Source organism: Synergistetes bacterium HGW-Synergistetes-1, assembly GCA_002839185.1.
Taxonomy (GTDB): domain Bacteria; phylum Synergistota; class Synergistia; order Synergistales; family Synergistaceae; genus Caenicola.
In genome coordinates this window covers 78948-102670 of sequence record PGXO01000005.1, presented here as the reverse complement: position 1 = coordinate 102670, position 23723 = coordinate 78948, and the positions used below count along the sequence as shown (strand labels likewise).

Below are 23723 nucleotides of genomic sequence, written 5' to 3'. Positions count from 1 at the left end.
AATTTTTTGTTATTTAATAGGAATAAATATATTATTATGAGGAGGTTTTTTATATGATAACCAATGGCTTTGCATATCTGGCATTCCTTGTATGTTTTGCCGGTATCGTATCTTCCCTCGAGCGGAAGTACAAAGATACCACTTTCTTCAAATATGTGCCAACACCCGTCATCCTTTACGTTATGTGCATGCTATTTGCTACTTTTGACCTTTGGGAGAACAATGATTCGATCAAGGCAACTTACAGAGCTGTAAGGGGCAACCTCATACCCGCCATGATCTTTATAATGCTCCTGCGCTGTGACATAAGGAAGATCCTCAAGCTTGGACCAAGAATGCTTCTCGGATTTTTCTGTGCAACCTTTACCATCATGGTTGGGTTCGTAGTAATGTTTGCCCTTATGAAGAATGGTTTTCCTCCCGAAGCCTGGAAGACATGGGGAGCACTTGCGGGCAGCTGGATCGGGGGAACAGCAAACATGGTCGCCATTCAGGGGGCGCTTGGCATCAACGATTCAGCCATGGGTTACACGTTGCTTGTAGACAATGTAAATTACTCTATCTGGGTAATAATGCTGCTTGCGACGGTTCCCTATGCCTATATTTTCAACCGCTGGACGAAGAGCGACACTACCCTTATCGATTCAATAGGCGAAACCTTGTCACAGGGCGACGATAATGCGAGAACAAAAATGGAAACGAGTGACCTATGTCTACTTATCGGAGCCGGCATTCTCGTTTCGGCGCTTTCAAGCTGGCTTGCCTCAATATTATCCCCTATGCTTGCCGAAACATTCGGAAAGAGCGATTTCTATTCTGCTAACACTGTTACGATAGTACTTGCCACCGTCGCTGGTGTTATATGTGCCCTTACTCCTCTTGGCAAAGTCCCGGGATCCTCACCTGTTTCTATGACGATGCTTTATGTAATAATATGCCTGATAGCTTCCAGAGCCTCGTTCAAAGAACTTACAGATGCTCCATACTATCTCTTTGCCGGATTTGTGATACTTGCGATCCATGCAGCCTTAATGGCTCTGCTTGCCAAACTGTTCAAGCTGGACCTCTTTACATGTGCAGTGGCAAGCCTTGCAAACATAGGCGCTGTAGCAGCTGCACCTATAATTGCCGCAGCTTACAAAGAGACACTTGTCCCCGTTGGAGTTCTGATGGCTTTGATGGGGTATGTCCTTGGAACATTTGGCGGTCTTACTGTAGCAAAAATACTCTCAATGATCGCGGGAGTCTGATAATTATTCAAATACAGAGGGAGAGCGGCCGACACGACAGCTGCTCTCCCTTAAGAAGGCGGGTTGTGTATGGAAAATTTGATGCATAAGATCATTGATGACGATTTTGAAGACTTGCTGAAGGACTTGCAGTCATCCCTTATGATCCGAAGTGTTTATGACGAATCGCTCGTCTCCGTGGAGCACCCGTTTGGCCCGGAAATATCAGAAGCCCTTGAAGGCTTCCTAAAGTGCGCTGAAAAACTTGGTTTCATGACCGCCAATATTTCAAATTATGCCGGGTACGCTGAAATGGGCAGCGGAGAAAAACTAGTGGGGATACTTGCCCACCTTGATGTAGTCCCGGAGGGAGAGACCGCGGCATGGAGCGTTCCCCCCTACAGCGGCAAAGTGGTTGAAGGAAGGCTCTACGGCAGAGGGTCTCTTGATGACAAGGGACCGGCATTTTCGGTGCTTTATGCAATGAAGGCACTGCGTGACTCCGGTTTCAAACTTGAGTGCCGGATCAGGCTGATAGTAGGACTGGACGAGGAAAGCGGCGGAAGATGTATTGCCAGATACCTCGAAACGGAAGAAATTCCCGGTTCAAGCTTTTCTCCTGATGCCAACTTCCCGTTGATCAACGCTGAAAAGGGAATATTTCACTGCTGGATGGAAAAAAAGTTCTCAAATACGGGAAAAGGCTCTGCCCCGCGCATTCTTTCCATCAAAGGAGGAGAAAGATATAATGTTGTACCGGACTCTGCCGAGGCGGTTTTTGACGGCCTCTTTGAAGAAAATATCATAAGGAAACTGAGGTCTGCGGAGGGCGTCATTATCGGAGGCACAGATGGAAAAACCATAATAAGGGCAAAAGGAGTATCGGCTCATGCAATGTCGCCGGAGCTGGGAACAAATGCAGTTGAATTGCTTCTTAAAGCACTTTCATCCTTTGACTGGGAGCCTCGTGAATTATCAGATTTCGTGCGTCAGGCAGCTGAAAGCTTTAAGGACACTGACGGCGCAGGACTCGGACTTGCAAGAAAGGACGAGGTCTCAGGATCACTTACCTTCAACACTGCCATGATAAAGCTGGATAACGGGGTGTGCAGACTAAGTTTTGACCTCCGTTACCCTGTGACGCTGTCAGGGGCAGAGCTTGCAGAAGATTTTAAAAAATCAGCGGAGAAGCTTGGCGCGAAGTTTTTTGTCGACAGGGACAAGAAGCCGCTATTTGTCGATCCTTCAAGCCCACTGATAAAAAAACTTCTCGAGGCTTATAAGAAAGTCACCGGATCAACAGCAGAACCATTAAGTATCGGCGGGGGGACGTACTGCAGGTATCTTCCGAACTCAGTATCTTTTGGTCCCGTATTTCCCGGTGAACCTGATGTTATCCACCAGCCTGACGAACACGTAACCCTTGAAAATCTTCGAAAGATAACTCACATATACGCTGAAGCGATCATGCTTCTTGCAGTTTAGACAGGGATATTGTAAAAACCGTTGCTGCCGGGATCTTTGTAGAAACGTCGCCAAGGCAGCAACGGATCATAAAAAATTTATGGCTTTGTATAGCGGCCTATGAATAAAATGGTTCCGGTCTGGTTGTCTCTGATCATATAAATAAATGGTCTGTCTGCCTTGAATTCGATTGTTTCCTCAGGATCATGCATCACAGATGTCTTGGTCATTATTACAGCTGTTGCTGCTGCGGCCTCTGTGCCGTCTTCTCCGACGTCAAGGAATGTCCTGTGGATCGCTGCCCCGATATAGAGATTTTTCTTTCCGTTCATTCCTGAAAAATCTGCTTCTGTAGCTTTAAACGCGCTTGCCATCCCCATTTCTTTCAGTGCATCGTCAAGCTCGAAACTCTGTTCTGTCTTAAATTTGGGGATAGTCAGCCTGACTTTTTTGGGAGACATAAGAGCAGTCCATTCTGTGAATTTCAGATGGTCAAGTTTTTTTTCTATATTCTCCAGTTTTACCCCTTTGAGTGGCAGAAGTATCAGCATTGAAAACCTGTTGTTGCTGTATGGTATCTCAGCTATTTCCAGGTCGCTCTCTTTAGAGTATCTGATCCCTTTGTCAGTCTTGGCCATCATAACAGTGGGAACAGATTCAGATGGGCTTATGTGAAAAGGCATTGCCCGGGAATTCTGTATATCAAACTTGTTCATCCATTCAGATTTAAAATAGATCGTGTTAGTCAGTACCAGAGAGGTGTCTTTTTTCAGGATACCCTCTCCGACGAGGTTTGTTATTTTCCCCTCTGTCTCCTTATCCACCCATCTGTTTATAGTCTCCCTTGCCTCTTCTGTTTTCTTCCTGTAATCCAGAGGGGTCAGTGAGGCTTCGTAGAAGCGGCTTACCTTGCCTGTGTAACTGTCAAGCAGGTGTTCATCTTTGGCAGGCCAAAGGGCATTGGCAGTTTTAACAGTTGCTGTCTCACTTGGAACTGAGTTTATGTCATTAATCAGTGCGGCCATGCTTCGGTGAATTCCCGGGTCAAGATGGAGTACGCTCTCCATTTCTCTTGCTGTTTTGCCTTCCGCTCCCGCGTAAGTCATTGAAAGCGCAGAAGAAATGCTGTATGGGGATATGAAGAGACCACTCCTGTTCTTTGATGCGAAATATCTGTAAATGTCGAAAGTGAATTTATTTACCGATCTTACAGCCTGTAAATTGAGAGGTCTCTCTTTTGAGCCTGAAGTGACTGGTATTTCCATTGCAGAAAGACCGGCAGAAAGGGCCATATCCTCAAGCTCAGTCCTGATTTTGTCATGATCCTGGCCTTCTGTTTCAAGCTCGTTCCTGTATCCGTTTATGAGCTGTCTCATGCTGCTAAGTTCATCATCTCCCAATAACGATGGGTCAGTCCTGATTTTTTTCATAGCTTCGATGATCATCTTTGCCGCCTGTTCCTTTGTGTAAGTGCTTTCACCCGGTATGATCTTTTCTTTGATCAGGTCTTTATTGGAGAGGATCTCAAGAGAATGGTAAGTCCAGTGGTAGGGCGGAATCAAGTCGGAGGCTGAGGCTGCTGATGGAATAACCAGCAACAATAAGATAATGATCAAAAACAGCTTTTTCATTTTTCTGTCTCCATTCCGGTTTTGTATGATCTGATTATGCATTATAGAACATAATTTATTTGTTTCATTTAGTATTCATGCTGAATCTGCCAGTACGCAACATACTTGCGGCTCATTCATTTTTTTGAAAGCGGATGGCTGATCTCACTCATTGCAATTTAATTTTTATAAAAAGTTCGTTATTTTTGCCAATTCCCAACTAATTGTGCCATGTTGATATAATAATATCTGTCTATGAGTTTTTCTAACACAGGGAGGAATATCAATGTGGTCAATGATAGTAGATCCTACAAAATGCACCAGATGCGGAATTTGTGTAAAAGCGTGCCCAGCAGGTATAGTTAAGTTTGGGGAGACCGGTCTTCCGGAGATGGAGATAAAGGCTTCAGCGAACTGCATTGAGTGCGGTCATTGCGCACTCTTTTGCCCGGAAAGCGCCAATTCTCTTTCTTTCCTGAAAAATGAAGAAATGGTGGCAGTTTCAGGTCTCAAAATGCCATCAGCACAAGAAGCAATGAATTTCATAAAAACAAGGAGAAGCATCAGGCGTTTCAAAAAAGCCCCCCTTTCTCAGGAGTTATTTGATCAGATTTTTGATGTCGTAAAATTTGCTCCAACTGCATCAAACCAGCAGCCGGTGAGATGGGTAGTATCTGCAGATCCTGAAAAAACGCAGGAGATAACGAATCTTATCCTTTGCTGGATGAGAGAAGAAATATTCAAGGACCCGACCTCCAGGATCTCGCTTATCGGAGCATCTATGATAGCAAAGGCCAAAGCTGGGGAAGATGCCCTATTACGTGGCGCGCCTCATGTTGCCGTTGCGGTAGTGCCAAAGGCCCATATGTGGCCGGAAGATGCTTCTATAGCTCTTACATACTTTGAACTGGCAGCGCATGCCCTTGGCATCGGGGCCTGCTGGGGAGGTTTTCTCACTGCAGCAATAAGGAATTTTGAAGGATTAAGAGAGTATCTTGCCATAGGCTCTGATGAACATGTCTGCGGCGCACAGATGTTTGGTTACCCGCTGCTCAGGCCTGCCAGACAATATCCGATAAGAAAACCGCTGAATATTTCATGGATCAAATAAAAGCGATAGAACCCTGGAACATCGGGCTTCTTGCCCATGTTGACGCAGGGAAAACTACCCTGACTGAACAGATGCTCTACATATCCGGTTCTATTAAAAAAATAGGGCGTGTTGACGAAGGAAACGCCCATACTGATTTCATGGAGATAGAAAAGCGAAGGGGCATCTCTGTAAGGGCTGCTTCAGCCTATCTCTTGTGGAAAGGCCAGCCTGTCAACATAATCGATACCCCGGGACACAGTGATTTCTCGTCAGAAGTCCAAAGGTCGATACGAGCTATGGATGCCGCGGCCATAGTGGTTTCTGCGGTAGAGGGAGTACAGCCCCAGACAGAGGTGTTATGGGAGGCTCTTCGTTCTTCAGGAGTTCCTGTTATGTTTTTTATCAACAAAAGAGACAGGGAAGGATCTGACGTCAGGAGTGTCATTAAAGAAATCGGGGATTCTTTTGGTGCTGTACTGATACCTTCTTTCACTAAGGAAAAAGAAAGTATCACTGAAGTACTTTGCGGTGTAAATGATGATCTGCTTGAAAAATATGTCGAACAAGGTCCTGGGTCGATATCGGAAGAAGAGCTTCTCGAATCATATGAGAGTTCTTTCTCCCAGAGGAAGGTATTCCCCTTTGTTGCGGGTGCGGCACTTATCGGAGAGGGAGTAGAGGAATTTCTGGATCTGATCGAATTTCTTGCCCATAAAAAGAAGATAGTGGATAGAGGGAGCAGCCTATCTGCGGTCATTTTTAAAATGAAACATGATCCACAGATGGGGCGTGTTGCCTATGCCAGGCTTTTTTCCGGCAGTATCAAGAACAGGGACCTGATATATAACGCAAGCAATCACAGTTATGATAAGGCAGTACAGATAAAAAAAGTAACAGGTGCGAAAGAGATCGACACAGGCGAAGCTTCCGCCGGAGAGATAGCGGCGATCTACGGACTTTCTAATTCACGAAACGGAGATGTCCTTGGCAGCTACTCCAATGTCAGGGATGAGATAAACATAGCATGCCCTTCGATGAGAGTCAGAGTCATACCGCGATCCGAAAAAGATTACCCCGCTCTTATTTAAGCAGTAGATCAGATCAGCGCTGAAGACCCTCTTATTGATGTCATCTGGGAACAAAGCACGGGAGAACTGATATTGTCCGTGTCAGGAAGGCTCCAGATCGAGGTGATAGAAGCACTTCTGAAAGAAAGATCTTCTATCGATGCAGTTATCGGGTCTCCGCAGGTCATATATAAAGAAAGGCCTTCTCGCAAAGGATCGGGATATGTCGAGTATACGATGCCAAAACCATGCTGGGCTGTTCTTCGTTTCGAGATCGAACCTCTTGAAACAGGCTCGGGAGTGGTCTTTGAGAGCAGGGTCCGTAACGAGAAAATTTATACAAAGTATCAACTTCAGGTTGAGCAGACGATCCCTGTGGCCCTTCGGCAGGGGCCAAAAGGATGGCAGGTAACAGACCTTAAGATCACCCTGGTCGATGGGGAACATCATGTTGTCCATACTCATCCTATGGATTTTATCATGGCAACTCCGATCGGAATAATGGATGCCCTGACGAATGCCGGAACAGATCTGATGGAGCCTATCAACAGGTTTAGGATAACCTACCCTGAGGAAAAATCAGGAAAGGTCATCGGTGAAATAATCGGAATGAGGGGAACTTTTAATTCCCCGTTGATCAGAAAAGGAACAGCTGTTATGGAAGGAAGGTATCCTGTTGCTGAAGGGATAGATTTTCCTGCCAGGTTTTCATCTATTACAGGAGGACGCGGTACGATTAACACATTCTTTGACGGTTATGACCTGTGTCCGCCCGGAGTAGGCCTGGAAGTCCCCTTTAGGGGCATCAGCCCTGCTGACAGAGAAAAATATATTCTGCATAAGAGGGGAGCAGTCCTTTAAATTTATACCTTATAATGTTTGTACAGATATTATTTCAGTTCTGGATCGATCTGATGCCATCAGGAATTCAGGGGGTATTGCAATGACACAAAAAGACTACACGCTTGCGACTACGATAAGGGTGAGGTACAGCGAAACTGACCAGATGGGAGTCGTTTATTACGCGAACTACCTTGACTGGTTCGAGGTAGCCAGAACAGAGTTTTGCCGTCTGACGGGCATCCCCTATTCAAAATGGGAAGAGGATGGTCTGATCCTTCCTGTCGTCGAAAGCCACTGCCGATACAAACATCCTGCAAGGTATGATGACCAGATACAGCTCTGGTGCAGGATAACAGATGTGAAAATTTACAGCGTGACATTCGAATACAGGCTGTTGAAGGCTTCTGATTACAAACTCATTGCAGAGGGCTGGACAAAACATGGTTGTACGAACTGTGATGGACGGCTCTACAAAAAAGAACATCCCTTTTATAACTGGCTGATCTCCCAAGAGCGGCTGAAACCATCGGAAGAATAGTAAGATCAGAAACAGGAGAGGTTTTTCATTAATAGAACTTCTTGTAGTGATGCTGATCATTGGTGTGATCGCGGCAAGTTCCTCTTTTATGTTTTCCGATGTTAAGGATGGAAACAAATTGATCAGGGAAGAGGCTGACAATTTCGCCTTATGGCTGACAGACCGCATGTCAAGGGCGCAGTTCGAGGAATGCAGTTTCAAACTTTCAATGTCTGAAGAAGGGACAAGAAACACATCATTCAGGCTTTTATGGCAGGATGGCACACAGCATGGTAAGATGGAAACTTATTTTACATCAAGGGTCAGGATATTTCCCCAGACCGGAGATCTTTCAAAACCACGTATATTTGACGGAGAATGGAGCTCACTCACCCCGGCTCTTACAGTAGACGTCAAACCGGAGCCGCCAAATGAAGGCAAAACTCTTTATGTTGTTGTCTCGGGGGCAGGGTGTGTGACAATAAGGGACACGATCAACTGAAAACTCGATGTATAATTGTCCAACTTAACATATTATATTATTTAGGATGTGCTTTTTTTGGAAAAGAATAAATCATGGCATTATGAAATAGATTTTAGATGTTCCTTTGGTATGTGGCCTTTTAAAAGGACTCTGGAGATAACACCCAAAGGCTTTTACTGGTGTGGAGAACTGATCCCCATGAAAAATATTACACGGCTCAGATGGGGAGTAGATCTCAGGAGGGGAGGAGTCTTCCCCAAACGGGTATATGTTGCAGTCTTTGGCACATCTGACAAAGAATACACGATAAAAACAAAACAAAAAGATTTTTATGAGCATCTTACCGACAAGTACTGGAAAGCAGTGGGAAGGCGCCTTTTTTCTGAAATGATGGAGGGCCTTGCTGAAGGAAAGAAGTATCCTTTTGCAAACATCCTGGTTGAAGATGAGGGTATCACAGTTAATACAAAATCGGCCTTTTCGACGGAAAAACAGGATTTTTACCCATGGTCAGATCTTCAGTGGGGGATAGTAAACGGGAGCCTCTGCTTTGCAAAGAGAGATGAACCGGGAAAATTATTGTCCGGGTCTTCTTTTCTCTGGGTAGACAACATCCATGTACTCAATGTTGCTATGGGACTGCTCCAGAACAGTGAAAGCAGAAAAAAACTAAGTTTGCTTAAAGCATAAAAATCCGGATACATCTATAAAAGGACCGGGGAGCCTGAAAATCAGGGCTCCGCGGTCCTTTTAATTTCATTGCATTCAGAACGGATCTCTTCATCAAACACGTGGTATACCGCGAGTCCCAACGGGACTCCTGCAAGTGGTCCTGCAAAAGTAGGATCGCCGTTCGTTACGGTCTCGGCGTAGATCTCTGCGCCTTCCGCATCCGAAGAACCCAGTATCACTACACAGTTCTCGGCTCCATACTTTTCAGCCGCATCAACGATGCGCTGCTGGTTCTGCAGGTCCATTGCCCCTGCTGCGGTTCAGACGAAGCATTCGGTAGCAGAAAATACTATCTCAGCTCCGCTTTCTTTCAGACATGCCTCCATGGCCGGTCCAGGGACGCCGTCCCTTTCTCCCAGGAGGAGAAGTTTCTTACCTGCCAGTTTGCCCATGGCTGAACACCTCCTTAGGTTTATATTTTTTTGCGCGTCCGGGATGGACGTTGAAGCCTATGCGATGAGTTTTTCTATCTCTGCCCTGATCGTTTCGGGTGTACACTCTTCTTTGGTCAGGCGCCTTACTTCGACCCCGTCTTTCCAGAAAAGGAATGTGGGAAGACCCATTACCCGGAACCCCATTGCAACTCTCTTGTTTACAGAGCAGTCTACCTTTGTGAACTTGGCCTTGCCCTCAAATTCTTTTGCCATTTCCATGTAATGGGGCATAAGTCCCATGCACGGGACGCACTGAGGTCCCCAGAAATCCACAACTACCGGGAGCACTTTCTCTTCGCGTACCTCAGCGTCACAATTTTCCTTTGTCAATTCGATCATTTGGAATCGCCTCCTGAAATACTATATGCCTGAAAACCTGTCCTGCTTATGGTATCACTTGTTGTGATTAAATATAAGCCCTGACAGTGAAAAACTATGAAGAAATACTGTTCAGGATGGAAATATCCCTTAAAGCTCTTTGAAGCATCTGCCTGTCAATAAGAGCAAAATCTTCCTGAGGTTCAGCGCAGTTCTTCTGTCTTTCTATCAAATATCTGTCCCTTGCTTTCTCGATCGCGATTATTCCGTCCTTATCGTACTTTGACTCAGATTCCTCGATCACGAGCGACCTGTAAGGGCCGCGCATTATCGGGACATTGGGAGGTAGTGGTGCAGAAAGAAGACGCCATCCATGCTGAAGAAGTTCCTCAGTCTTATCCAGCACATCCAGGGGAGAGCCCTCTGTAAAGACTACACCGTAAGGCATCTCAGGGCTCCAGTAGATATCAGGGTTGTTCGTCACTATCTGAAGTATCTTTCCCGCCATTTCCGATCTCTCCTCAAATTATAAAAAGGCAGGCTGTGATCTTTGTCACATTTATCACAGCCTGCCTGAAAAATCATTTTTCAAAAATAGTCTGCTCTGTTACAGGTGTCGTCAATGCCTTGAAAGAGCGGAGCAGCAGCTCTCTCCTGACTGCTTTATCGCCTTCCGGACCCAGTGCAGGGTTGCCGGTCGGATGAGGTATCGCTACTCCAGGAACTATCCTGTTTGTGCCGACAGTGAGCATTATCGGGACTATCGTTGCTATCTGCACAACTGGTATACCTGCTACTCTTTCGATCTCGCGGGTCATCGATGCGCCGCATCGTGTGCAGGTTCCTCAGGTAGATGTCAGTATTGCCGCGTCTACCCCTGCTTTTTTAAGCTCTTCGCCAATTTCCTTGCCAAATCTTTCCGCGTTTGCAACGGCTGTTCCCGTTCCCGTCGTAGTGTAGAAAATCGGATGGATCTTTCCGATAACTCCTTCAGCCTCCAGCTCGCGCATTACATCGAGGGGAAGGACGACATCCGGGTCAACGTTTGCCCACTCTCTGTCATATCCTCCGTGGATAGACTCGTAATTTTCCGGTGTCATATTCTTGAGCTCAGAAATGTCATAAGCTCCGAAACTTTCTGCAGATGAAACTCTTATATGGTCCGGGTTCCCCTTGGGGACTATGCCGCCCGAAGATACAAGCGCGATCGTTGCTTTACTGAGGTCACTTACAGGAGCTGCAGGCGGGATCTTGTTGAAGACAGGCATCTCGTACTCTGTACGGAATCCTTCTCCTTTGAGTTTTGCGAGCAGCATTTCAACAGCTCTCTCTGCGCCGCTCTTTTCATGGAAGAATGATTTTCTTATGCCGCGGTGGATGTAGCCTTCCAGCCTTGCTGGTCCCATCTTCTCGCGCTTGAGCAGTTTTTCCCCGATGCTGACCATGGATGGAATTGCTTTTGCCATGCCTCTGGCGCTGTCAGTTGTTATTGCTATGTAAGTTTTCTTCGAGTAAAGTTCAACTCCGGGGTTTTCGGGATACATTGCCGATACCGTAGGGATATTGAGTTCTTCCCCAACCGTTGCGGCAATATCTCCGCAGGCGAAGCCGTACCTTCCTGCGTTGAAGGCAGGACCTGCAAAGAGGATGTCCGGCTGTAGCCCCTTTATCAACTCAAGGCATTCGATCCTTGCCTGATCGGTATGCTCGCCGTAATATCCGTCTCCGCATATTACAGTTCCTACGACTTTGCCTTCTCCGTTGAAGAGTTTCTCGATCTGCATTCCGGGACCGACATAACCTTCCCTAAGTTCCGGTTTGTGGTCTGCCATCTCTTCTCCGCCTATTCCGGCGTAAAATTGGTTTATGTAATGAACTATCCTGTATGTCATTTCAGCCGCCTCCTTTTAGATCCACTCGCAGCCAAGTTTGTTGAAACCGATCTCTGCAGTTGAAGCAATAACCGACTGAAGCTCTACGAACATTGAACCGTCACTTCTCAGGCTCTCTTCAGCACCACCTGAAAGAAGAGATATTGCTTCTTTACAGCCGATAACTTTGTCCATAGCCGGCACTTCTATCATCTCATTAACGTTTCCTGTGGAGATGAAAGCATCAAGTTCCGGTGTTGCATCCGCAAGACTCTGGCTTGCTCCGTCAGTTCCCGCTGATTCATCGGAGACAAGGACAGCTTTGATCCCAGCGTTCTCAAAGAATCTGGCATTCAGGCAGAGGTCTGTGTCAGGGTTTCCGTACCCTTCCTCTGATATTATCGCTCCGTCGGCTCCAAGCTGCTGTGCTATCGAAAGGTTCATGGCTGCCGCCCTTAGTTTGCCGTCCATAACAGTGCTTTCCTGGGTGGGGATCATTCCCATAAAGTTGATTTCTTTGCCGTGTCTCGCGTAAAGAGCCTGGACAATAGGATTGTGGAGATGGTGCCATGTAGTATTTTTGTCGCATGCTGATACGCAGTTTCCTGAGACCATGGCTCCGTCAAGTACTTCGTTGGGGTGAAGGAGTGTCGGCAGAGCCGGCTTCAGGTCGTTCGCATAAAGGTATGTGTCGTGAAGCAGACCCTGCGTTATATTCATGCAGACATATACGATCTTTGGCAGATCGGGATATTTTTGTGTCTCCTCGAAAGAGTTCCCCTTTTCGAAGACCTGGACTTCATCAGCTTTCCATTCGTTCTCCGCACTGCACTTTGCAAGGTAGACTGCGAGCTTAAGTCCGGCTTCGCGGAGTGCGGCCTCATAGAGATGCTTCTCAAGATTTTCTGCAGGTTCAACGTAGAGGACTACATTAAATGTCTGCGAGAACGGAGTATAAGGCGCTCCGGGCCCGCTCATGTCTATGAATCCTTCCTGGAATGCAACTATAGGACCGCAGGTGACCACCGCAGCCCCGTCAAGGACAAGGGTCTCTCCTGATCCTGCTTTTTCCATAGGCGCAAAAAACCCTGGAAAGTAAGAGTTCCTGCCGATCTTAACTCGGGGTTCGATAACGTCCTTGACAGGTATGATGCGTGTGCTTTCTCCCGGACATGCCAGGTCCAGTTCAACTTTAGCAAAACGTTTGTCTTCTGCTATGACTGCCTCAGCCTTATCTTTGTTGATAAAAAGAGTTCCGCCGGACGTGTATGTCTTATCGGCGAAAGCAAGGCCGGTGATGTGTATCTTGTGCAGTTCCAGCCGCATTTAAAATTCCCCCTTTATTATTCTCTGTATCATGCCGCATAATTGAATTCTAATTGCTTTTTACTGTTAAAAGCATTATGCTTTAGAATATACATTTATCTAATATTTACCTTAAAACTATGCTCATGAATAAAAAGATGGGGTGGAACGGTTGTTTAAAAAAATGGCCCAGAATATTGCCAAAAGCACCAGTGAAGTTATCGGATATGGGGTCCTTGTAACAGATGAAAAGGGAGTTATTATCGGATGCAACGAGGAAAAAAGAGTTGGAGAATTTCACCCGCCTTCGATAAGGGTAATGCAGGAAAACAGGCCAATGGCAACATCTACCCTTGACGCGGAGAATTACCTGAACGTACTTCCGGGATATACCCTTCCCATTCAGCTTTTTGACAATGTGCTCGGGTCCGTTTCGATAGCAGGTCTCCCGGAAGAAGTGGCCAGATATGGTCTGCTGGTCCAGAAACAGGCAGAGATCATGCTGCGTGAGCAGGCATTTCTCGAGTCCAACCTCCTCAGGGAGAGAGCGCTTCGTGATCTTATAGAGAACGTCGCCTCTTACGACCCCAGAAACGGTAACGAAGAGTTTATCATGATGCAGGCAAAGGAACTCGGTTTTAACCTGTCAAGGTGCAGAGCCGCAATAGTGATAGAGATGAAAAAATGGTCAAATGAAGCTGCCGAATCTGCCTTTCAGAGGATGCTTCGGGAAACGAAAACCAGCTTTTCAAATCCCAGGAACGTTATTTGCCCGCAGGAAAATTACAGGGTGACTGTACTGCTGGCGCCCAGTTCAGAGAGGGCTCCGGAAAAAATTTACGAGGCAGCGGAAACACTTTTAAATGATTTTCTTGAAAGCATAAAATGCAAGGGGATATATGCTGATGTCTCTATTGGTTTTTTTGCATTTGACATCCAGGGACTGGCCCGCTCTCTTCTCTCTGCAAGGAAATCCCTAAGGCTTGCAAAGCAGCTTGGTGTTAATGGAATAATCAGATCTGAGGAGTTCACAGGAGAGTCCTTGCTTGATTCACTTCCTGCCGCAGTGAGGGAGGATTATGTTTCAAGGACGCTCAAAGGGCTGGATTCCAGGAATGATTATGAGGAAATAAAAGAGACCTTTCTTGCATGGTGCGAATCTCCCTTTGCCAGTGGCAACGTGGCGGACAAACTTTCTATGCACAGGAACAGCCTGCAGTACAGGCTGAAAAAAATTCGTTCGCTTACCGGAAAGGATCCCTGGAATTTTAAGGACGCATTTGAATTATGGGCGGCGTTTGTGATATCCGATATTTCGAAAGGTTCAGTATCTGATAAAAGAAATTAAGTGCTGCCGGACTGGGAGTCAGCTAAAGATTGCCCTGCAATTGGCGGGAGTATATAATACCCTGATGTATAATTTGTTTCGATTTCATTTAGCAACGGAGGAGATATAGATGCCATACGATTTTGGTGCCATAGAACCAAAATGGCAGAAGGAATGGACCGAATCAAAGGTTTTCGAAGTTGAGGCAGACAGCAGTAAAGAAAAATTTTACTGCCTTGAGATGTTCCCCTATCCAAGCGGAGCACTCCATATGGGGCACTTGCGCAATTATTCCATTGGGGATCTTTTGGCAAGATTCCTAAGGATGCAGGGCTATAACGTCCTCTATCCCATGGGTTTCGACGCTTTCGGGATGCCTGCCGAAAACGCTGCCATAAAAATGAAACTCCCTCCTGCTGAATGGACATGGAGCAATATCGAACATATGACCAATCAGCTCAAGAGAGCAGGCTACAGTTATGACTGGAGACGCAGGGTAGAGACATGCAACGTTAATTACTATAAATGGAACCAGTGGCTTTTCCTCCAGTTCTATAAGAAAGGACTTGTATACCGCAAGCACGCCCCCGTCAACTGGTGCGAAGACTGCAAAACAGTTCTTGCAAACGAACAGGTCGTAGGAGAAGGCGTCTGCTGGCGCTGCGGCACGCCTGTAGTTAAGCGCGGACTGGAACAGTGGTTTATTAGGATAACAGATTATGCACAGGAACTCGTAGACTGCCTCGACGATCTTGACGGATGGCCGGAACGGGTAGTTACCATGCAGAGAAACTGGATAGGCAGATCCGAAGGAGTCCATTTTAAAATGGACATCGTCGATACTGACCTCAGTATTGAAGCATTCACAACAAGGATAGATACCATTTTCGGCGTCACCTTCGTTGCAATGGCAGCTGAACACCCCTTTGTTGAGGCATTTGCTGAAAAGGTCGGAGGGACTAAGGCTGAAGAGCTTAGGGCTTTCGCAAAGAAAATGTCATCGCGCAGCGCGATAGAGCGTACTGCAGTAGGTGCAGATAAAGAGGGCATCGAGACCGGATTCTACGCGATAAACCCTGTGAACGGAGAAAAAGTGCCTATCTGGATAGCTGACTACATCCTTACTGATTATGGGACCGGAGCGATAATGGGTGTTCCAGCCCACGATCAGAGGGACTTCGACTTTGCAAGAAAATACGGAATACCCGTGATCCCGGTAGTCAGACCTGAGGACGGGCCAGTCCCTGACGGGGCGACGATGCCTGAGTCTGTTGATGCCGACGGTATAGCATGCAACTCAGGCGAGTTCGACGGTCTGCCAACACCTCAGGCGATCGAAAAAATTGGTGAATGGTTCGATAAAAAGAAACTTGGAAGCAAAGAAGTCCAGTTCAGGCTGAGGGACTGGCTCATCTCGAGACAGCGCTACTGGGGAACCCCCATACCAATGATCTACTGTGATCACTGCGGGATCGTCCCGGTGCCTGAGGATCAGCTTCCCGTAGAACTGCCCCTTGATATCGAGATGCCTGAAAACGGAGGCAATCCACTTGCACTTCGTGAAGACTGGATAAATACCACGTGCCCTGTTTGCGGAAAGCCGGCAAGGCGTGAAACAGATACAATGGACACCTTTTTCTGCTCTTCATGGTACTTTAGCAGGTATACATCACCATGGGAGACAGAACAGCCTTTTGACAAGGATGATGCTGCTTACTGGATGAACGTCGATCAGTACATCGGCGGTATCGAGCACGCATGTCTCCATCTCATCTACGCCAGGTTCTTTACAAAAGTATGCGCGGACCTGGGACTTCTTCCAAAGGACATGAGAGAGCCATTCAAAAGGCTTCTTACCCAGGGGATGGTCATAAAAGACGGGGCCAAAATGTCCAAATCGCTTGGCAACGTTGTCGATCCCGACGAGATAATCAAAAAATTTGGAGCTGACACGGCAAGACTATTTATACTTTTTGCCTCGCCGCCGGAAAAAGACCTGGACTGGTCTGAACGTGGGGTAGAAGGCGCAAACCGCTTCCTTGGACGGGTATGGCGTCTTGTTGAAGCAAACCTTGAGGAGATCAGGTCTGCTTCAAAAGAGCGGGTCCCGATGAAAGACATTAAAGCGGTGGATGTCAGGGATATCAAACGCATCACCCACAACACTTTAGACAGGGTAACAAAGGACATAAGCGAAGAGCGCCAGTTTAACACAGCTGTTGCAAGGCTCATGGAACTTACTAATGCGCTGATCAGCTTTAAGCCGAAGACTCCGGAGGCATGGTCAGTGATGAAAGAGGGAGTGGAGACCCTTCTTTCTTGTCTCTCTCCTTTTGCACCGCATATTACCGAAGAGCTTTGGCATAATATCGGAAACGAAACGTTCCTCTCAGTTGAGAAGTGGTTTGATGTAGATCCGGAGTCCCTTGCTGATGATGAGGTCACAGTTGTGCTCCAGATAAACGGCAAAGTACGCGAGCAGTTTACAGTAAGGGCCGACATGTCAGGAGAAGACCTTCAGAAGGAAATACTGTCAAGACCTCAGACACTTAAGAGGATAGAGGGTAAAGAGATAATAAAGATCATCCCGATACCCGGCAAACTGGTAAACATAGTGGTGAAGGGCTGATGCCTTCGCTCCTCCTGATCTCTGCTTCAGGTACCGCACAGAGACGCCTCCTGGAGGAGACAGTTGCCCATTTTGAAAAAAAAGGATATGTGGTATCAGGAAGACAGGAGGGGGGGGAATGGAGCCCTCTCCTGTCTGATAATCTCTCAGGCGGACTGTTTGACGAGAACAGGATAGTTATTGTTGATTCGGCTCCCATATTGGGCCCTTTTCCTGAAAACCTTGACCCTATGGTAGATGCTGATTCTCCGGTAGTATTGCTGCTGGTCTATGATTCAGATCCGGCAAAAGTTTTTCCTCCTCAGACCCTTCAAAAATGCAGGATCATAAAGGCACCCCCCTTTCCTCGCTGGCCCAGGGAAAGAATGATGTGGACCATAGATCTGGCCAAAGAGATGAAAATTAAGATAGACCGTGAAGCTGCCGCCTTGATAATAGAACTGACTGAGGATCCGGAGGAGATCAGACGTCAGCTCTCAAGCCTGTCACTGCTTAAAAAAGGAGGTACTGTCAATACTTCTGATATTGAAAACATGTGTCTGGATGACGGTACGAGAAACCTTCTCAAACTTCTCGACGGACTGTGCAGCGGAGATCATATAAAAACTCTGAAAAGCCTTCACGCGATCTCCAAGAACGGCGACCTCATCCCTCTTGTTTCTGCCATGCACAACAGAATGAGACTCGCATGGTACTCGTCAATGCATCCGCATAAAGGATCTCTTTTTGCGGAGTCGCTGGGAGCAAAGAATTACGCATGGAGTATGGCTGGAAATGCTGCTCGAAAATACAGTGCAGGATCTATAAGCAAATTTGTGCTTGGCCTAATAAAGATAAATATTGATGAAAAGAGCGGTACGGGGTCGGGGTGGGCCGGACTTGAGACGCTTGTGATCGAATTGATGGGCTGCTGAACGAAAAAACAAAATGGAGGGACGCACCTTTAGCCCCTCCATAGATTTGTAAATTAAATCAGGTCACTTATGCAGAAAGAGACTTAAATCTTGCTGCCATCATAGCCTTGCGGCGAGACGCTGTATTTCGGTGGACGACGCCCTTTACTACCGCTTTATCCAGTACACCCTGAGCCTCGTTCAGCCTCTTTGTTGCAAGCTCGGAGTCTTTCTGTTCAACTGCATCCAGAAGCTTCTTTACTGCATTTTTGCAGCGGGTTTTCCAGAAGCGGTTGTAAATGCGGTTTCTTTCAGTGACCAGAACTCGTTTTTTCGCTGATTTCTTATTTGGCAATGCCGTCACCTCCTTCACAAAAGACAGCGGATATATTAGCACATATGGGGCATTTTCTGCAACAACACATTCTATTTTACTCTAAATTCAGATTAAATGTCCAAAAAATATATAATGAATAAGATGTATAATTTTCCTTGCTCCATAGGGAAGTGTATGTTATATTTACTAGGTTGCATATAAGACAATTAAGGTCATGTGAAAATGAACCACAGGAGGTGTAGTCTGTGAAACGAACATTTCAGCCGCATAACACCAGACGAAAGCGTTCAATGGGCTTTCTCGTACGTTCTGCCTCCCCAAGCGGACGCCGTATTTTAAGGAATCGTCGCCGTAAGGGTAGAGCGCGTCTTGCTGTCTAATCTGCCGTGAATTTCGGCTTTTCGTCAGCTGTCAGGCTCAAGCACGGGTGGCAGTTCGACCTTGTATTCCGCACCGGACGCCGTGAAAAAGGCGAGCTGGTGCGGTTGTTGTTTGTTGAACGCCCCGGCGACCCACCACTCATCGGAGTAACCGTCGGACGAAAAACTGCAAATGCATCCAGACGTACCAGAGGTCGAAGGATGATGAGAGAAGCATTCAGACGGCTTTTGCCGTGGATCAAGGACGGTGTATGGATAATTGCTTCTTTAAGGGAGAAAGCGCTGGAAAGATCTTCGAGGGATGTCTACATGGATATTGCTTGCTCACTCAAGAGGAGAGGGCTTATGAAGAACGACTGGCCCGGTTTTGACTGGAATGCTGACAAAGAAGGGGAAACATGCGCTTAGCTTCACAGGCAGGACTTTTTTTTATCAGGTTTTACCAGGCAGCAATATCACCGATATTAGGGGGTGGAAAATGCCGCTTCATTCCAAATTGCTCCGAATATACAGCTGAAGCGGTTGAGAAATACGGTCTTTTTTGCGGAGCAGAGCTGGGCTTGCGCAGGATCTTGCGTTGTGGCCCATGGGATCCGGGGGGATATGACCCTGTACCCGAGCAGAAAGAAGTAGATACACGGATCTGGATGGGGAAGTTATTTAAAGGACTTCGAAAGGTTAGGTGAAAGTTTTGGGCGCGATATGGAGTGGAGCAAGCGAACTGCTTCTAACGATTCTTGAATTTTTTTATGGTCTCACAAACTCTTTTGGTCTGGCAATAGTGCTCTTGACCATAGCAGTAAGGATAGTTCTCTATCCTCTTAATCAGAAGCAGATGACAAGCATGCAGCAGATGCAGAAGATACAGCCAAGGCTGAAGGTGCTGCAGGAAAAATATGCAAATGATAAAGAGAAACTCAACCAGGAAACGATGCGTCTCTATAAGGAGAATAAGGTCAATCCGGCAGCAGGATGCCTCCCGTTGCTTGTGCAGCTTCCGATCCTCATTCTTCTCTTCAACGTACTGAGAACTTATGATTTTGCCGGGGGTTCCTTTATGGGAATAATACTCGGTTCTTCGACCACCGCAGGGTTGGCACAGGCAGTCGGAGTAGCTGCGGATCCCACCGGGAACTACGGAGTCATGTCGGTTTTGACCGGGATACTCAAAAATCCTGCTGGTCTGTCGAATGCAGGACTCTATATTGGAAACCTTATTTTGCTGATAAGCATTTCCTTCCTTACATGGGCACAGCAGAAGCTTTCATCCGGCACAAACCCCCAGATGGCGATGATGAACACGATAATGCCATTTTTCATGGCGTTTATATGTCTTTCAATGCCGGGTGGAGTTATGCTTTACTGGGGCCTTTCCTCTCTTATGGGAGTAGTCCAGCAGTATTTCGTAATGTCCAAAACTAAACAGGAACTTCAGGTCAAGCCGGCTCTTCATAAAAATAAGCCGACATCTTCAACAGCAGAAGAAGATGACGATGAATACGAGGACGACGACTATGAAGAAGATGACGATGAATAAAAGTCATTCTCTTATCAGAGTCAGCAAGAGGTATATATGATGGACAGAGATATGGAAGAAAAATGTCCGATGCCTGAGATCGAATCCCTGATCTTGGATTGTGTGTCTGTAGAAGAAGCGCGTGGAAAAGCGGCGGAACTTTGGGGAATAGAGCCGGATGATGTTGAAACCCAGATAATTTCCGAGGATAAAAAACTTTTTGGTTTTCTTGGCAGTTCGTATAAAGTTGAGGTAAGGCCATTTGCTCCAGCCACCTTTATAAAATCATGCCACTTCGTCAACGAGGTCTTGGATAAGATGGACCTGGACCTGATACCTGAACTGAACGAAGACGGAATGATCAATCTGGTGGGAGAAGATGTGGGAGTTGTCATCGGAAGGTATGGCGAGACACTGAAGGCTTTGGAATACCTTACAAACCTTGCCTGTCATGATGACATGTCGACCCGCAGGGTACGCTTTGACTGCGGGGGTTACCGCCAGCGCAGGGAGCAGACATTGTCAAGGCTTGCAGAATCAATAGCCAGGGAAGCCCTTCGCAAGGGGACCCCGGTAAGCCTTGAGCCAATGTCGAGCTGGGAAAGACGCATAGTTCATCTGGCTCTAAGAGACAACAAAGAGGTTGAGACAAGGTCAATAGGGGAAGAACCTTCAAGACGGGTCCTTGTCTGTCCTGTCTCACGTCCCGATAGTGGAAGAAAAAGAACCCCGCGCAGCAGATAGATATATATCGTATCACTTTCACATATATAAAAGGTGCGCGGAGCATTTGCTGCTCCGCGCACCTTTTATATGGCTGTAACTTATGTTTCAGATATTATTTCCCCGGGCCCATGTAAGAGTTGATAAAATCAAGAGTATTTATTTCATTCATAGGTCTGGAAATATAGAATCCCTGTATGTTTCTGCACCCGCATCCTATAACGGCATCAAGCTGATCTTCTGTTTCGATCCCTTCAGCAATGATCTCAACCCCAAGGGATTTTGCTACGTTGGTTATTCCTCTTAATAGTTTGACCTGTTTATCCGATTTTTCGATCCCCATAATAAAACTTCTGTCTATTTTCAGATAGTCGACAGGAAGATCTTTCAGGTACGAGAGAGAGCAGTACCCTGTGCCGAAATCATCGATCAAGACCGTTATGCCTGCTTCTCTTATCATACTTAGTTTTTCAACTAATTCTGCAATGTCCTTGCACAAACAGGATTCTGTTATTTCCAGGCCCACGCTTTGCGGCGGAAGGCCGTGATTTTTTAACTTGGCTGCAAGCTTTTCTGCAAAATCCATCTGATAGAACTGTACTGTTGAAACATTGAAATTGACGAATATATTATTCTCTTTCAATTTTGATGCAAACTCAAAAGATGTATCTATTACAAAGTCTCCCAATTTATTTATAAAACCGCTCCTTTCTGCCAATGGGATAAAAACAGAAGGGGCAACTGTCCCATGTTTTTTGCTTTTCCATGAAAGGAGGGATTCCACTGCTATTATCCTGTCTGATCCAAAAGAATATATGGGCTGGTAAAGAAGTATTAGCTCCTTGTCTCTTATTGAATTCTGCAGGTCCATCTCCATGTCTAATTCTTTGATCACTGCGAGATAAGACTGTTTGTCCAAAATGAAGAGGTCGTCATTGGATTTTGCAAGCCTCAATGTAATTTCACCGTATCTGATCATGTCACTTGGAGTGATAGGTGTCCTTCTCTGGTATTCAGGGCAGGATACTATCCCTATCCTGCATTTGACTTCGAAAGGACAATCTCCGAGTATGAAGGGATCAAGGAATTTTTTGTTTATCTCTCCTGCGATCTCAAGGATCTGGCTGATATTGTCATGTTCGTCGATAACTATTACAAAATCATCGCTGTCAAGGTTATAAATGCTCCCTTGGGCCTGGATCGAAACAGACGTAAGCCTTCCGGCTGCCTCACGAAGCATTTTTTGGAAGAGCCTGTGTCCAAAAATTTCCATTATTCTATGGCTGTCGTTTATGTCAATAAAGAGCAGCCCGCTTTTAAAGCTCTTTGAGAGGCATTTTTGATTAAGGCTCTCAATTTTGAGGGTGAAGCTCTCCCTGTTGGGAACATTGGTGGTCATGTCAGTATAAGCAAGATTTCTGACCCTTTCCTGGAGCAGCTCGTCCTTTGTAACATCGATCGCAAATGCAGGGAAGAAACCTCTCTCGTTATTTCCGATTATCTGAATAAGAAGAAAAGTCTTGTCGTTGTTCTTGTTGCGAAGAGAAAGTTTGAATGAAGCATCCTTTTCGATCTTAGCCGGGAATATTGTTTGTCCGTCATTCATGAACTCTTTAAAGTTGAAAGCTGATTTATCAGGAGATATACCCAGAAAAGATGCGAAATCATCTTCAAAGTCCATAACTTCTCCGTCAGATGAAATTTTGAAAAAATGAAATCCGGTCTTATTTATCGTGCTGTGTGAAAGTTCACGGATCCTTTTATATTTCCAGTTCATTACGTAAAGATATATCGCTGTTAATGTCATTAAAAGAGTGCTCAATAAAATCAAAGCGCCTATCTTCATAAGAAGACTGTTCTGCTGGGACCTGATACTCTCTTCTGATGAGACGGCAACAAGTTTCCACTGATCTGAATGCGGAAGAGATGCAAAAGATATCATCCTGTCGTTTTTGGTGCTTTTGTGATGTTTTATCATGTTTCCTGCGAGGTTTGAAAGTTCTTCTTTGAGAAACTTGAGTTCATCTGATTCGATCAGGGTAGAGAGGGGGCTGAAAAAGTTCAGACTTCTGGTAAGGTGAGCGAACTCTCTCAGGTAGCTTCCTGAATACTCAACAACGTTGTTGTTTTTATCTATCAGGCATAAGAAAGTTCCGCTATAGGGAATATCTATGTTTTGAAGTATGAAAAGTTTCTCAACATTTATCGCGGCGGTAAGTACACCAATAACTGCAGCTCCAGAAAAAACGGGAACGCTTAAAAAAACTATCCTCTCAGCTGATATTCTGGGTGTGCTTGTTACATCATCGCTTACTACCTGTGATATAACAGTGAAACCTCGAATGGCCCGATAAAAATGATCTGTCTCAACGATGTCAACTTTTTTCCCGTTGGTACTTACCGTGTTCCCCTCTGCGTCTGTCAGCTGGATAAAGTCATACCCGATCTTTGCAGCTTCCGGTCTTAGTTGTTCGAGTCTTTTATTCAGGTTTTCCTTGCTGAACAAATTCTTTTGTGAAGAGGGGGTATATGCCAGTGCCTGCAGCTGGATGAGTTTTGCGTATATGCGTTCGTTGACCATGTTTGCTGCCATAGATACAACTGATTGGTTTTGAGTGTCTGCGTGGGAGAAAAAAATTGACCTGACATGTCCAAGGAGAGCAAAAATCGCAAAAAAAGTAATAGCCAAAAAGGCTATCAGAAGAAAAAATGTGCGAGTGGTCGGAAAATAAGATCTGAATATCTTCCTCATATACAGGCTCCACAGTGGTTGGATTGCATTACTTTAATATTATAGCAGGCAAAGGCGCAAAGAACAATGGAACTAAATGCGCAATAAAGTTTACGAAGTTGATTTAGGTTTTTTCACCCGCTTTGCCATACGTAATATACTTGATGTAATTTAATTAGGATTAACTAAAATGAAATACGTATTCGAAAAAATAATCGTC

General features: G+C 45.9%; 24 protein-coding genes. 16 read left to right on the top strand and 8 right to left on the bottom strand.

Annotated elements, in window-relative coordinates:
• Nucleotides 1-53 precede the first annotated feature (53 nt).
• Complete coding sequence (locus CVV54_05735; GenBank protein ID PKL04378.1) at nucleotides 54-1250, top strand: hypothetical protein; 1197 nt, start codon at nucleotides 54-56, stop codon at nucleotides 1248-1250.
• A gap of 69 nt (nucleotides 1251-1319) precedes the next feature.
• Nucleotides 1320-2714, top strand: coding sequence for a dipeptidase PepV (locus tag CVV54_05730; protein PKL04377.1), 1395 nt, complete (start codon nucleotides 1320-1322; stop codon nucleotides 2712-2714).
• Nucleotides 2715-2791: 77 nt separating this feature from the next.
• Here the strand turns inward: CVV54_05730 and CVV54_05725 are convergent, their stop codons facing one another.
• Nucleotides 2792-4366, bottom strand: coding sequence for a hypothetical protein (locus tag CVV54_05725; GenBank protein PKL04376.1), 1575 nt, complete (start codon nucleotides 4364-4366; stop codon nucleotides 2792-2794).
• A 223-nt stretch (nucleotides 4367-4589) separates the two neighbouring features.
• Here CVV54_05725 and CVV54_05720 point away from each other — a divergent pair, with 223 nt between their 5' ends.
• The 6 genes from CVV54_05720 (at nucleotide 4590) to CVV54_05695 (ending at nucleotide 8997) form a co-directional block, all read left to right on the top strand.
• On the top strand, nucleotides 4590-5414 hold the full coding sequence (locus CVV54_05720; GenBank protein ID PKL04375.1) for a nitroreductase: 825 nt from the start codon (nucleotides 4590-4592) through the stop codon (nucleotides 5412-5414).
• Nucleotides 5402-6484 carry a hypothetical protein gene (locus CVV54_05715; GenBank protein ID PKL04374.1) on the top strand — a complete coding sequence of 361 codons (1083 nt, stop codon included), beginning with the start codon at nucleotides 5402-5404 and terminating at the stop codon, nucleotides 6482-6484. Before CVV54_05720 ends, CVV54_05715 begins: the two co-directional genes overlap by 13 nt.
• A gap of 72 nt (nucleotides 6485-6556) precedes the next feature.
• Nucleotides 6557-7324, top strand: a complete 768-nt coding sequence (locus CVV54_05710; GenBank protein ID PKL04373.1) for a hypothetical protein — start codon at nucleotides 6557-6559, stop codon at nucleotides 7322-7324.
• 82 nt (nucleotides 7325-7406) lie between these two features.
• On the top strand, nucleotides 7407-7844 hold the full coding sequence (locus tag CVV54_05705) for an acyl-CoA thioesterase (GenBank protein PKL04372.1): 438 nt from the start codon (nucleotides 7407-7409) through the stop codon (nucleotides 7842-7844).
• 4 nt (nucleotides 7845-7848) lie between these two features.
• Nucleotides 7849-8325 carry a hypothetical protein gene (locus tag CVV54_05700; protein PKL04371.1) on the top strand — a complete coding sequence of 159 codons (477 nt, stop codon included), beginning with the start codon at nucleotides 7849-7851 and terminating at the stop codon, nucleotides 8323-8325.
• A gap of 57 nt (nucleotides 8326-8382) precedes the next feature.
• The gene (locus tag CVV54_05695) at nucleotides 8383-8997 is read left to right on the top strand and encodes a hypothetical protein (GenBank protein PKL04370.1); all 615 of its coding nucleotides are present in this window, start codon (nucleotides 8383-8385) and stop codon (nucleotides 8995-8997) included.
• Between the two features lie 41 nt (nucleotides 8998-9038).
• Here CVV54_05695 and CVV54_05690 read toward each other — a convergent pair whose 3' ends face one another.
• The 5 genes from CVV54_05690 to CVV54_05670 all read right to left on the bottom strand — a co-directional run bounded on the left by CVV54_05690 (nucleotide 9039) and on the right by CVV54_05670 (nucleotide 12988).
• The gene (locus CVV54_05690; protein ID PKL04369.1) at nucleotides 9039-9431 is read right to left on the bottom strand and encodes a glycine/sarcosine/betaine reductase complex selenoprotein A; all 393 of its coding nucleotides are present in this window, start codon (nucleotides 9429-9431) and stop codon (nucleotides 9039-9041) included.
• Nucleotides 9432-9488: 57 nt separating this feature from the next.
• Nucleotides 9489-9812, bottom strand: coding sequence for a thiol reductase thioredoxin (locus CVV54_05685; GenBank protein PKL04368.1), 324 nt, complete (start codon nucleotides 9810-9812; stop codon nucleotides 9489-9491).
• Nucleotides 9813-9906: 94 nt separating this feature from the next.
• On the bottom strand, nucleotides 9907-10299 hold the full coding sequence (locus CVV54_05680; GenBank protein ID PKL04367.1) for a hypothetical protein: 393 nt from the start codon (nucleotides 10297-10299) through the stop codon (nucleotides 9907-9909).
• Between the two features lie 73 nt (nucleotides 10300-10372).
• On the bottom strand, nucleotides 10373-11683 hold the full coding sequence (locus tag CVV54_05675) for a glycine/betaine/sarcosine/D-proline family reductase selenoprotein B (protein ID PKL04366.1): 1311 nt from the start codon (nucleotides 11681-11683) through the stop codon (nucleotides 10373-10375).
• Between the two features lie 15 nt (nucleotides 11684-11698).
• Complete coding sequence (locus CVV54_05670) at nucleotides 11699-12988, bottom strand: beta-aspartyl-peptidase (protein ID PKL04365.1); 1290 nt, start codon at nucleotides 12986-12988, stop codon at nucleotides 11699-11701.
• Nucleotides 12989-13139: 151 nt separating this feature from the next.
• Here CVV54_05670 and CVV54_05665 point away from each other — a divergent pair, with 151 nt between their 5' ends.
• From CVV54_05665 to CVV54_05655, 3 genes are all read left to right on the top strand, one after another.
• Nucleotides 13140-14315, top strand: a complete 1176-nt coding sequence (locus CVV54_05665; protein ID PKL04364.1) for a hypothetical protein — start codon at nucleotides 13140-13142, stop codon at nucleotides 14313-14315.
• Between the two features lie 109 nt (nucleotides 14316-14424).
• Nucleotides 14425-16923 (top strand): leucine--tRNA ligase, encoded by a 2499-nt coding sequence (locus tag CVV54_05660; GenBank protein PKL04363.1) that lies wholly within the window; start codon nucleotides 14425-14427, stop codon nucleotides 16921-16923.
• Nucleotides 16923-17837 carry a hypothetical protein gene (locus tag CVV54_05655; protein PKL04362.1) on the top strand — a complete coding sequence of 305 codons (915 nt, stop codon included), beginning with the start codon at nucleotides 16923-16925 and terminating at the stop codon, nucleotides 17835-17837. Before CVV54_05660 ends, CVV54_05655 begins: the two co-directional genes overlap by 1 nt.
• 67 nt (nucleotides 17838-17904) lie before the next feature.
• Here the strand turns inward: CVV54_05655 and CVV54_05650 are convergent, their stop codons facing one another.
• A complete protein-coding gene (locus tag CVV54_05650) occupies nucleotides 17905-18171 on the bottom strand; it encodes a 30S ribosomal protein S20 (protein PKL04361.1) in 267 nt (88 codons plus the stop codon).
• Between the two features lie 227 nt (nucleotides 18172-18398).
• On the opposite strand from CVV54_05650, the gene CVV54_05645 reads away from it, so the two are divergent.
• From CVV54_05645 to CVV54_05625, 5 genes are read left to right on the top strand one after another with little or no spacing between them, the layout of a single operon-like run.
• Nucleotides 18399-18533 carry a 50S ribosomal protein L34 gene (locus tag CVV54_05645; GenBank protein ID PKL04360.1) on the top strand — a complete coding sequence of 45 codons (135 nt, stop codon included), beginning with the start codon at nucleotides 18399-18401 and terminating at the stop codon, nucleotides 18531-18533.
• A 6-nt stretch (nucleotides 18534-18539) separates the two neighbouring features.
• Nucleotides 18540-18941 carry a ribonuclease P protein component gene (locus CVV54_05640; GenBank protein ID PKL04359.1) on the top strand — a complete coding sequence of 134 codons (402 nt, stop codon included), beginning with the start codon at nucleotides 18540-18542 and terminating at the stop codon, nucleotides 18939-18941.
• Nucleotides 18932-19219, top strand: a complete 288-nt coding sequence (locus CVV54_05635) for a membrane protein insertion efficiency factor YidD (GenBank protein PKL04358.1) — start codon at nucleotides 18932-18934, stop codon at nucleotides 19217-19219. Before CVV54_05640 ends, CVV54_05635 begins: the two co-directional genes overlap by 10 nt.
• A 5-nt stretch (nucleotides 19220-19224) precedes the next feature.
• Nucleotides 19225-20070 (top strand): preprotein translocase YidC, encoded by an 846-nt coding sequence (locus CVV54_05630; protein ID PKL04549.1) that lies wholly within the window; start codon nucleotides 19225-19227, stop codon nucleotides 20068-20070.
• A 36-nt stretch (nucleotides 20071-20106) separates the two neighbouring features.
• On the top strand, nucleotides 20107-20793 hold the full coding sequence (locus tag CVV54_05625; protein PKL04357.1) for a single-stranded DNA-binding protein: 687 nt from the start codon (nucleotides 20107-20109) through the stop codon (nucleotides 20791-20793).
• A gap of 94 nt (nucleotides 20794-20887) precedes the next feature.
• Here CVV54_05625 and CVV54_05620 read toward each other — a convergent pair whose 3' ends face one another.
• Nucleotides 20888-23524: a hypothetical protein gene (locus CVV54_05620; GenBank protein PKL04356.1), complete on the bottom strand. Its 2637-nt coding sequence runs from the start codon at nucleotides 23522-23524 to the stop codon at nucleotides 20888-20890.
• Nucleotides 23525-23723: the final 199 nt, after the last annotated feature.